The organism is Clostridioides sp. ZZV15-6388 (assembly GCF_020657755.1).
Classification (GTDB): Bacteria; Bacillota; Clostridia; order Peptostreptococcales; family Peptostreptococcaceae; genus Clostridioides.
Map to the genome: position 1 here is coordinate 88,470 of NZ_JAGWCU010000008.1, position 11,522 is coordinate 99,991.

The 11,522-nt window shown below is 27.1% G+C and carries 10 protein-coding genes; 8 read left to right on the plus strand and 2 right to left on the minus strand.

The window, feature by feature from the left end; translation table 11 throughout:
• Window positions 1-130: 130 nt before the first annotated feature.
• From KGF48_RS07440 to KGF48_RS07455, 4 genes are all read left to right on the plus strand, one after another.
• Window positions 131-1,282 (plus strand): GNAT family N-acetyltransferase, encoded by a 1,152-nt coding sequence (locus KGF48_RS07440; protein ID WP_227840750.1) that lies wholly within the window; start codon window positions 131-133, stop codon window positions 1,280-1,282.
• Window positions 1,283-1,396: 114 nt separating this feature from the next.
• Window positions 1,397-2,035, plus strand: coding sequence for a cobalamin-dependent protein (locus KGF48_RS07445; protein ID WP_227867877.1), 639 nt, complete (start codon window positions 1,397-1,399; stop codon window positions 2,033-2,035).
• Between the two features lies 1 nt (window position 2,036).
• Complete coding sequence (locus KGF48_RS07450; protein WP_227840752.1) at window positions 2,037-3,062, plus strand: uroporphyrinogen decarboxylase family protein; 1,026 nt, start codon at window positions 2,037-2,039, stop codon at window positions 3,060-3,062.
• Window positions 3,049-3,669, plus strand: coding sequence for a hypothetical protein (locus KGF48_RS07455; protein ID WP_227840753.1), 621 nt, complete (start codon window positions 3,049-3,051; stop codon window positions 3,667-3,669). The genes KGF48_RS07450 and KGF48_RS07455 overlap by 14 nt, the downstream gene beginning before the upstream one ends.
• A gap of 124 nt (window positions 3,670-3,793) precedes the next feature.
• Here the strand turns inward: KGF48_RS07455 and KGF48_RS07460 are convergent, their stop codons facing one another.
• Together KGF48_RS07460 and KGF48_RS07465 are read right to left on the minus strand one after the other, a co-directional pair.
• Entirely contained in the window at window positions 3,794-4,480 is a 687-nt protein-coding gene (locus KGF48_RS07460) for a YjjG family noncanonical pyrimidine nucleotidase (protein ID WP_227840754.1), read from the minus strand.
• Between the two features lie 12 nt (window positions 4,481-4,492).
• Complete coding sequence (locus tag KGF48_RS07465) at window positions 4,493-5,038, minus strand: helix-turn-helix domain-containing protein (RefSeq protein ID WP_227867878.1); 546 nt, start codon at window positions 5,036-5,038, stop codon at window positions 4,493-4,495.
• Between the two features lie 237 nt (window positions 5,039-5,275).
• Here KGF48_RS07465 and KGF48_RS07470 point away from each other — a divergent pair, with 237 nt between their 5' ends.
• From KGF48_RS07470 to grdG, 4 genes are all read left to right on the plus strand, one after another.
• On the plus strand, window positions 5,276-6,523 hold the full coding sequence (locus KGF48_RS07470; RefSeq protein WP_227840756.1) for a GntP family permease: 1,248 nt from the start codon (window positions 5,276-5,278) through the stop codon (window positions 6,521-6,523).
• Between the two features lie 83 nt (window positions 6,524-6,606).
• On the plus strand, window positions 6,607-8,601 hold the full coding sequence (locus KGF48_RS07475; protein WP_227867879.1) for an ATP-binding protein: 1,995 nt from the start codon (window positions 6,607-6,609) through the stop codon (window positions 8,599-8,601).
• The gene (locus KGF48_RS07480; protein WP_227867880.1) at window positions 8,598-9,923 is read left to right on the plus strand and encodes a sigma-54-dependent transcriptional regulator; all 1,326 of its coding nucleotides are present in this window, start codon (window positions 8,598-8,600) and stop codon (window positions 9,921-9,923) included. Before KGF48_RS07475 ends, KGF48_RS07480 begins: the two co-directional genes overlap by 4 nt.
• Window positions 9,924-10,202: 279 nt before the next feature.
• The gene (grdG, locus tag KGF48_RS07485) at window positions 10,203-11,489 is read left to right on the plus strand and encodes a sarcosine reductase complex component B subunit alpha (RefSeq protein ID WP_227840759.1); all 1,287 of its coding nucleotides are present in this window, start codon (window positions 10,203-10,205) and stop codon (window positions 11,487-11,489) included.
• The last annotated feature ends 33 nt before the right edge of the window (window positions 11,490-11,522 follow it).

The window sequence follows — 11,522 nt, forward strand, 5'->3', positions numbered from 1 at the left end:
AAACAATTAAAAATCATGAAGAAAAAAGATATAATTAGAAATGTAGTGATAAATTTAAAAGTGTGGTAATAAATATTTTACTAAGAATGATAACATTGAAATATTTTAAATAATATCAGGAGGAATATAGATGGAAATAAAACCAAGAAGTGCAAAAGTAGAAGAGTTTGATAAAGTAACAGGATTAATAAACTATGTGTTTAGAGTATCAAGAAATTATAAGCCAACTATGGTGGAAGAGTTTCCCCTTTTATTGAATAAAGATAACATAGAAAATATGATTATAATATCAGAAAATGAAAAAGTAGTTTCAGATGTAAACTATTTGGTACAAGATGTATCTATTCAAGGAAATAAACTAAAGGTTGCAGCTATAGGTGGAGTATGCACACATCCAGATTATGAGAAGAAGGGATATTCATCTAAAATACTAGATAAAGCAGAAGAAAAAATGTTTTCTGATGGTGTAGATGTTTTAATTATTTCAGGGACAAGAAGTTTATATAGTAGAAGAAATTGCAGTGTAGTGAAGAGTTTCTATAAATATACAATAAAGCCAGAAAATATTGAAATACCATATGAAATAGTTGAATTTGATGAAACTAATTTTGAAAAAGATACTGATTTAAATAAAATGATTGAATTATATAATCAAAATAGTACTAGATTTATAAGAACAAGAGATGAATTTAAAAAATTATTACATGCAGCTACTATTGCTTGGGGACCAATTAATTATAAGAAAGTATTTATAAAAGATAATAATAACATAATAGGATATTTAATAATAAGAACAATAAAAAAAGAGTACTCTATTGTAGGAGAAGTAGTTGAACTAGGATTGAATAATATAAATGTTGAAAATGTATTAAAATATACTACGAATAAATTTGGTTTAGAGTATTTAGACTATAAGGTACATGTAAGAAATCTAAAAGACCAATTAGAATGTAATGAATTAAAGTCTTTAGATTATCAACAAGGAACAATTAAAATAATAAATTATAGTAAATTATGCAACAATTTAAAAGGTTATTTTAATCAATATGTAGATTCTGAACTATTAGAGCATATTGAATTTAAACAAGTTGAAAATAAATATATCATCAAATATAAGGAAGAGGAGCTTATAATAGAAAGCTTAGATAAACTTAATAAGCTATTTTTTGAAAGAAATGAAGAACAACACAATGAATTTAAACATTTGAAAAATATATATGAATTTACTACAAAAGTATTTCCTATAGATTTTCCATGGACTGCAAATTTAAATTATCAATAATTATTATACTTTTAACCTAAGATTTGATAAGAAATGTTCTTAAAGTATGAACTAATTTTTTATTGAATGTTAGGAAAGTGCTTTTATGAAGGAATTGGAAAGGATGAGTATTATATGGACATACTTGAAAAAATAGAAGAATGTATATTAAATATGGGTGTAAATAATATAGAAGATTTAGTAAAAGACGCTATAGAGAAAAATATTAATGTAGAAGATATATATGAATATGGGTTAAACAAGGGTATGATAGGTGCTTTAGACAAATTTGAGAATAAAGAATACTATCTTTCAGAAGTGATAGTATGTACAGATGCATTAAATAAAGGTATTAATCTCTTGAAGGGAACTGGCAAAATAAAAGAAAAATCAAAGGGAGTAATTTTAATGTCTGTAGTAGAAGGTGATACTCATGAGATAGGAAAAAATATTGTAAAAGTAATGGTTGAAGCCACTGGATACAAAGTAATTGATTTAGGTGTAAATAGAAAAAGCGAAGATATAATAGAAGAGGCTATAAAAAACAATGTAGATATAATAGGTTTATCTTCAATGATGACAACGACGATGGAAAACATGAAATCAGTAATAAATAGGCTTAACAGACTTAATCTAAGTAAAAGGCCAAAGGTAATAATTGGTGGAGGTCCTGTAAGTATGGATTTTGCAGAAGAAATAGGTGCAGATGGATATAGTCCAAATGCTCCAAAAGCAGTTAAATTAATAGACAAACTTATAGGAGGAGAAATTTAGAATGTTTTCAGATATGACTTTATTGCAATATATAAATAGTGAAGATAGAGGATTTTTCCTGCCCGATATGGGTACAAATGGTTTGTTTTTGATAAATAAAAAAGCATATGAAGTATATGATAGTGTAGATATACAATTGGAATTAGCAAGAACTATGGATAAATATTTTGAATCAGATTTTATATATTCATTTTGTGATGGGATTACATTTTGCGAGACTCTGGGATTAGAGACACTAAGACCAGATTATGATTTTCCAAGTGTATTGACACATACAATAACAGATAGTGAAAAGTTAAGAAAATTAGATGTGCCAGACCCATATACAAGTGGACGTATGCCACTTAATCTAGAAAGCTTATCACTAATATCAAAAACTATAAAAAAACCATTATATGAATCAATACAAGGTCCATTTACTCTTGCGGGTCAATTAGCTGGGGCTACACAACTTTTGAGGTGTATAATAACTGATAAAAAATTTGTGGAGGAGTTATTAGAATTCACTACTGAGTTAGTAAGGAGATATGCTGTTGCTGCAAATAAAGCAGGTGCAAAATATATTTCAATAGCAGAGCCAACATCAGTAACTTTAAACAAAACTAGATTTGATGAATATATAGTAAAAAATTTAAATAAAGTATATGATGAACTTGATTGTTGGAAAGGTATGCATATATGTGGAGATACAAGAGAGTTGTTAGATAATATGTTGAGTTGCAATATAGATGCAGTAAGTTTAGACCAAATTCTAGACTATGAAGAGATTGCACCAAGAATTCCAAAAGATATAGTTTTAATTGGAAATTTAGACCCAATAAAACTTCTTGGACGTTCCACACCTGATAAAATAACAAAAGAAACACTAAAGTTGTTAAAAAAGATGAGAAAGTATGACAATTTCTTATGCGATTTTGGTTGCAACTGTTTAAATACAACACCAGTAGAAAATTTACAAGCAGCCATAAAGGCAGGGAGAATTAGTTATAAAGAATTAGATAGGATTGATATGAATGAGTTGGAATAACAATGAAAATATGCCTTATTTAGAATATATAGATTTAGAAGATATTTATATAAATAAAGATACAGTGCTAAAGTTTTTGGGATATTCGAATAGAAAAGTTCCAGAAATGATTAATGAAATAGTTGAAGAAGAAATAAAAAGTATAAAAAGTATATTGAATATTAAGGTTTATGCAAGTGAAATTGATATTGATAAAATGCCTAAAGAGTGTAAAAAGGCATTTGCCATTTTATATACTATAGGAGATAAAATTGACATTAAAATGAACGATTACATGAAAAATTGTAATATGATGGCAGGTTTGGCACTAGATAAAATAGGTATAGTGTGCTTAGACTACATCAACGAGAAAATAAAAATGTATTTAAAGGAAACCTATAGTAATCTCAATATATCATATGAGATATATCCAGGAGATAAAGATTTTAAAGTTGAAAACCAAAAAAATATTTATGAATATGTAAAAAATAAATACGATAATCTAGAAATAGAAATCAATGATTATCATCAATTATCTCCTATAAAAAGTGTTGCGATGCTTATTTTAATGGGAGATAAAGAAAACACTGAATCAAGATGTAGTAAATGTATTAGAAAGTGTTTTTAGAAATTTTTACAAGATTAAAGTTGATATTGGTAAGTTGCAATAATTTTTTTAGCTAGCATATCTTTAAGCTAAAAAAATTATTGCAAAATAATAAGATTCTACTTGATATACTCATACTTACAGATTATAATAAATTTTTTAATTCAATGAGAGTATTTATTTCATAAGTGGGTATAGAACTAGTATGATTTATACTGTTATTGGAGTTTAGCCAACAAGTATCTATTCCTGAATTTATTCCTCCTAATATGTCTGAAGTTAAACTATCACCAATCATCAAAGCAGAAGTTTTATCATAACAGTTAAACTTCTTAAATGCATATTTAAATATTTCAGGATTTGGTTTTGATACTTTTACTTCTTCTGATACAATCATTCCATCAATATATTCTTTTATTTCTGAGTTTTTAAGTCTATTATTTTGGACTTTAGAAATTCCATTTGTTATTATGATAATTTTGTACTTACTTTTAAGATATGATAATACATCAAGTGTACCTGGCATTAAAAAAGTACATTCTGCCAAAAGATTTAAGTACATTTTACTAAGAATTATAGGGTCAACATTTAAGTTCATTTCCTTTGCAAAAAGTTCAAATCTAAGTAGTTTAAGCTCATCTAAAGTTATAGTGTTTTTTTCAAGGTCAAGCCAAAGTTTATCACTTATATTTCTATATATTTTTATAAATTTTTCAAAGTCAAAATCTAATCTAAATTTAGATAAAAGTTTCTTAAAAGCATAAGATTCACTCTTTTTAAAATCAAATAAAGTATCATCTGCATCAAAAAATATAAATTTATATCTCTTCATAAGGTCTACCCTTTATAGTATAACTGCAAAAACTACTTTGCTTTCACTATCAGAATCATTTTGCCATTTATGCTTTGTTCCTAAAGGAACCTTAACGCTATCACCCTTAAATAAAATAAATTCATCATCATCCATAAAGAGTTTGACTTCTCCCTCTAAAATGTATGCAATTTCATCTCCATTATGAGTAATTCTATCTACACAAGAAGATGTATTTGGAGCCAAATCCATAATAGCAAATTCTAAATTACCACTAGAATCTGGAACTAAAACTTCATATACAACATCATTACTTCCAGGTAAAATAACTTTCTTTCTACTATCGTGTCTCACTATTAAACTTTTTTTGTCTACTTCAGATACAAAAAATGTAAATAGAGGAACATTTAGAGAAGAGGCTATAGATTTTAATGAATTTACAGATGGATTAGCAAGACCTCGTTCTATTTGGCTCAATAATGATGGTGTAACATCTGCTAGTTTTGCTAAATCTCGAATACTTAGATTTTGTTTTTTTCGAACTTCAGCTATTTTTTCTCCTAAATTTAAATCATTCATATAAATATCCTCTCTTTTTCGTTTTAAAAATATTACTTTAAAATAATCTAAATAAAAAGATTATATAGTATGAAATCATTATAACATATAAGATATAATTTTGAATAAATAATGTTAAATCTAATTGAATAAATTAAAATATAATTGACAAGTGGATACAGAATACTTAAAATATATTTAAATAAAATTAAATTAAGTAAAAAATAATTAACTTACTTTAAGATAGGAGGGGATATTGTGCAAATAACAACTTTTGGAGCTATATTTGGCTTATTGGTAGCAATTATTTTAATTATAAAGAAATTTCAAGCTGTATATAGTTTAATGTTAGGGGCATTTGTTGGGGGAATAATTGGAGGAGCAAGTATAACAGAAACTGTAGATTTTATGGCAACTGGAGCTATGAATATCTCACCATCAATTCTTAGAGCTTTAGCATCAGGTGTATTGGCTGGAAGTTTAATAAAAACAGGAGCAGTTGATAAAATATCAGAACAAATCGTAAGGATATTAGGAGAAAAGAGAGCCTTACTTTCTATAGCTGCTTCAACTATGGTACTTGCAGGAGTAGGAGTAAATTTGGATGTATCTGTAATAACTGTAGCACCAATAGGTTTATACATAGGAAGAAAATTAAACTATTCTAAATTAGCAATACTTTTAGCTATGTTAGGTGGAGGCAAAGCAGGTAATATAATATCACCAAATCCAAATACTATTGCAGTAGCAGGAAATTTTTCTGTAAATCTATCTAGTGTTATGATAGCAAACGTAATTCCAGCAATTGTTGGTATTGTGGTTACTGTTGTTCTGGCAAGTGCATTAACGAATAAAGGAAACAAGGTAGAATCATATGAACTTTTGGAACAAAGAGAGGATTTACCAAATTTGTTTAAGTCATTATGTGGTCCAATTGTAGCTATATTTTTATTGTTTCTAGGAAATATATCACCTATAGTAATAGACCCTATGGTTGCACTTCCTGTAGGAGGAGTAGTAACCTTAATCGCGACAGGAAATTTGAAAAATACAAGAGAGTATTTGTCTTTTGGATTATCTAAGATGCAAGGTGTATGCATATTATTACTTGGAACAGGGACTATTGCGGGGATTATACAAATGTCTGAATTACAACAGAGTACAATAGGTATACTACAATATTTAAATATGCCCCAATTTTTATTAGCACCGATTTCAGGTATACTTATGTCAATGGCAACAGCATCATCAACAGCTGGAGCCACTATAGCATCATCAACTTTTTCTGATGCTATATTAAATGGTGGATTATCACCAATTTCAGGAGCATCAATTGTTAATGCAGGTTCTAGTGTATTTGAACAATTACCACATGGTTCATTATTTCATACTAGTGCAGGCAGTATAAATATGGATATAGGTGAAAGATTTAAATTGATTCCGTATGAAGCACTAATAGGGATAGTAATGACTATAGTTTCAACATCTATACAATTAATCTTATAATAAATATAGATATTTAATGAAAAAAGTAGGATTTTGTTATTAAATATTGAATTTATATAAAAAAGAAAGATTGGAGTTTTAAGGTGAATAAAAAAAAGATAGTAATTATAGGGATTATTTATTCATTTTTAGTTGTAGTTTCACTCACAAATATGTATGTAGGCATGGAGTATAATTTGAATATATTTGAATATGTTAAGAAATCACTTCCATTTACAGAAGAGGAAAAACAATGGCTAAAAAAACATAAAAATTTAATTTATAGTTCTGACCAGAGCTCTCCTCCTCTTAGATATAAAGGTCAAGAAGATGGTCAATACAAAGGAATTGTTGTTGATTTAATTAATTCCCTATCAATCCAAATAGGTAGAGATTTCTATTTTAAACCAAATACATGGTGGAAAGAATCCTTTATAAATCCAGTGGATGATAGTATAAGATTTTTTGACTTAATTCCATCAAAAGAAAGAGCAAATAAGTTTATATTTACTGACCCCGTTTATACATTAAGTGCAAATATATTAAAAGATAAAAAAGCACAGAATATAAATAGTTATAGAGATTTAAAGGGAAAAACAATAGCAATACCAGAGGGTGACTATTCTATAAACTTTTTAAAAGAAAGAGTTGACAATATAGATATTGTGTTGACTCCAGATATAAAGACTGGAGTAAATTATTTAATGTCAGGCAAAGTAGATGCAGTTGTTGGTGATGAACCAGTATTACGATATTATGTGATAAACTATGAACTCTCAAAGAAATACAGTATTTTAAATACTCCTATTTATACCAAAAAGGCAGTTCTCGCTGTTCCTAAACAATATAAAGAATTAGTTGGTATTTTAAATAAGGGAATTTTTAAACTTCAGAAAAATGGTGTATATAAAGATTTAAATAAAAAATGGTATTCTATATATAATGAAGTCGATGATGTATTATATGATAGAGGAGTCATGCCAATCATTTATATTTTTATAGGCATAATTTTGATATCTATTTATATTTTTTATAGTTATACATATTTATTAAAAATAGAAATAAAAAGGAAAACAGAAGAAGTAATAGAAAATAAAAAGGCTTTAGAGGCCACATTTAATAGTATCACAGACATAATAATGCTTATAGATGACAATTACAATATAGTTGAATCAAATAAAGTATTCTATGATTTTATCAATGAGATACAATATAAAAAAGAAGAATTAATTGACATAATAAAAAATATTATTGAGAATACATTTTCTGAAAATACACATAAAACAAGTGAAATAGAACTGATTAATAAGATTTTGAAAATAAGTACTTTCCCTGTAGAATATAAAAAAAATAATATTGAATATATAGTAGCCGTGATTAAAGATATAACTAATGATAAAATAATAGAAGCAAAATTGCTGAGAGATAATAAAATGATATCTATAGGGCAATTAGCTTCTGGAGTAGCACATGAGATAAGAAATCCTCTAGGAATAATAAGAAATAATTGTTATCTTTTAAAAGGTAATGTTACTATAGAAGAGGTAAATGATTGTGTAAAATCAATAGAAAGTAATGTAGATAGAGCAAGTAATATAATAACGAATTTATTAAATTTTGCAAGAATATCAGATGATAGTTTAGAAAATATAAATATAAGAAATTTTATTGAAAATATAGTCAAACTTCAGTATAAAGTTTTACAGTTAAAAGATGTTGAAATAAAGATAAACTGCAATAAGGATTTAGTGTGCTACATAAATGGAGAATCTTTGAAACACGTATTTATAAATTTAATATCTAACTCAGTAGATGCAATACATGAAGGCGGTAAAATTATTATAAATTGCTATGTGAAAGAGTGCTGTTTATTTATAGATTTTAAGGATAATGGTGATGGTATAAAAGAAAACGTTTTAAAGGATATATTTAATCCTTTTTATACCACAAAGCCAATTGGTGAAGGAACTGGATTAGGTTTGTACATTACATATAACGAGATTAAAAAGAATAATGGAGATATAAGTGTCAAAAGTCAATTGGGAGTTGGTACTTGTTTTTATATAAAAATTCCACTAAATAAAGAGGTGACTATATGATAAAGATACTAGTAGTTGATGATGAATTAGAGTATGGAACAATAATGAAAAAAATTTTGCAAAAGAATGGATATGTGGTAGATATAGCACTAAGTGGAGAAGAAGCTGTGAGTATTATTAAGAAAGATAAAAATTACGATTTGATTTTATCTGATGTTATGATGAAAAATATGGATGGAGTACAACTTTTAGATAGAATTAAATCTATTAATAAAAATATAGAAGTTATATTAGTTACTGGATATGGAAGTATTGAAAATGCAGTTGAAGCTATGAAAAGAGGAGCTTTATCTTATTTTATAAAAAGTAATCCTATTGAAACTTTATTAGAAGAAATTGAAAAAGTAAAAAGAGAAAAAGAAGTAGTTTGCACACAAAAAAATAATTTGGGCTTTACTTTAGAATCTAAAAATAAGGATTTTAATAATATAATAAAAATCGCAGAAAAAGCTGCCTGTAAAGATGTAAATATACTAATTCTTGGAGAATCTGGAGTAGGAAAAGATGTTTTAGCTAGATATATACATAGTCTAAGCCCAAGAAGAGATGAAATATTTGTACCTGTAAACTGTTGTTCTTTTTCCGAAAATTTATTAGAGTCTGAGTTATTTGGACATGAGAAAGGTTCTTTTACTGGAGCAATAGATAGCAGAAAAGGTAGATTTGAACTTTCAAATAGGGGTACTTTATTTTTAGATGAAATAGGAGATATACCTTTAAATGTGCAAGTAAAATTGTTAAGGACACTTGAAGAGAAATCTATAGATAGAATAGGAAGTAATAAGTCTATTAAAGTTGACTTTAGATTAATTTGTGCAATGAATAAAGAACCTAAAATAGAAATATTAAATGGTAATATAAGAGAAGATTTTTTTTATAGAATAAGTACAATAACAATAACTATACCACCTTTAAGAAATAGAAGAGAGGATTTAAATACACTTATAGACTTTTTCTTAAATAAATACCAGATTGAACATGATAAAAAAATATCCTCAATTGATAAAGAAGTAGTGGATTTTTTAATAAATTACGATTATCCAGGGAATATAAGAGAATTAAAAAATATAATCAATAGATTAGTAGTTTTAAGTGAAGAAAGTAAGTTATCAAAAGACAATTTGAACTTAATATCAAACAATATAAACATAGATGATAAAATAAGTATTAGACCTCTAAGAGAAATAAGAAAAGAATTTGAGTGTGAATATATTGAAAAGGTTCTATCTCTATGTGGAAATAATATTTCAAATACAGCAAAAAAATTGGAGATTAGCAGAAGACAATTAACTAATAAAATATCAGAGTACAATATTAAGTGAGAAAAAAACTTCTCATATACTGAGAAAAAAATTTCTCATAATTATTAAAAGATAAGTAGAAAAATTCTACTTATCTTTTTTATTATAATTTTTAAATTTAAGAATTACAATAATTATAGGTAGATTCAATGTTCATGTAAGTAAAAAATGAAAATATCTATAGAATCAACATAAAAAAGCTATATTTTAAATAATTGGCATATAAAATGCTTTGTATATAAATAAACGTAATAATAAATATTTTTAATTGCGATTAAATGTATTAAGGGGGATTTTCATATGAAGCTAGAGCTAGGGAATATATTTATAAAAAATATTGAATTTGGAGAGAAAACAGAAGTAAAAGATGGCATATTATATGTGAATAGTAAAGAAATAGAACAGATAGCTTTAGAAGATGAAAGAATTGTAAGTGTAAATGTTGAACTTGCAAGACCTGGCGAATCAATAAGAATAGCACCAGTTAAAGATGTCATAGAACCTAGGGTTAAAATTGGAGATGAAAGCAAAATATTTCCTGGAATTATTAACAAAGTAAAGACTGTAGGAAGTGGAAGAACTCATGTACTTTCAGGAGCTTGTGTTGTAACTTGTGGAAATATAGTTGGATTTCAGGAAGGTGTAATTGATATGAGTGGTCCTACTGCTAAATATACACCTTTTTCAAAAACAAATAATGTATGTATTGTGATAAAAGCAAAAGAGGGCATAGAAACTCATGATTATGAAGAAGCAGCTAGAATAGCTGGATTAAAGATAGGTGCATATATAGGAGAAGCAGGCAAGGAAATTGAACCAGATGAAATAATAGTATATGAAACAAAACCACTATTAAAACAAGTGAAAGAATATCCAGACCTACCAACAGTAGCATATGTCCATATGTTACAATCACAGGGGCTTTTACATGATACTTATTATTATGGAGTTGATGCTAAGCAAATAGTCCCAACATTTATGTATCCAACTGAAATAATGGATGGAGCCATAATATCTGGTAATTGTGTTGCACCATGTGATAAAGTGACTACTTTCCACCATTTAAATAATCCAGTTATACATGACTTGTACAAAAGACATGGAAAAGACCTAAATTTTATAGGAGTAATTTTAACTAATGAAAACGTATTTTTAGTTGACAAAGAAAGAAGTTCTGATATGGTTGCAAAGTTAGTAGAATTTTTAGGTGTTGATGGAGTATTAGTAACAGAAGAAGGATATGGGAATCCAGACACTGACCTTATGATGAATTGTAGAAAATGTAGTGAAGTTGGAGCAAGTGTAGTTTTAATCACTGATGAGTTTCCTGGAAAAGATGGAAAGAGTCAATCTATAGCCGATGCTACGAAAGAGGCAGATGCACTTGTTTCTTGTGGTCAAGGAAACTTAGTAGTCCATTTTCCTGCTATGGAAAAAGTTATAGGAACTTTGGATTATGTAGAAATGATGATTGGTGGATATAAAGGATGTTTAAATGACGATGGAAGTATGGATGCGGAATTACAGATTATAATAGCATCAACTATAGCAAATGGTTACAATCATTTGACAGCAAGATATTATTAAATAAATATTTGAGTATAGATTATTGTTAATACC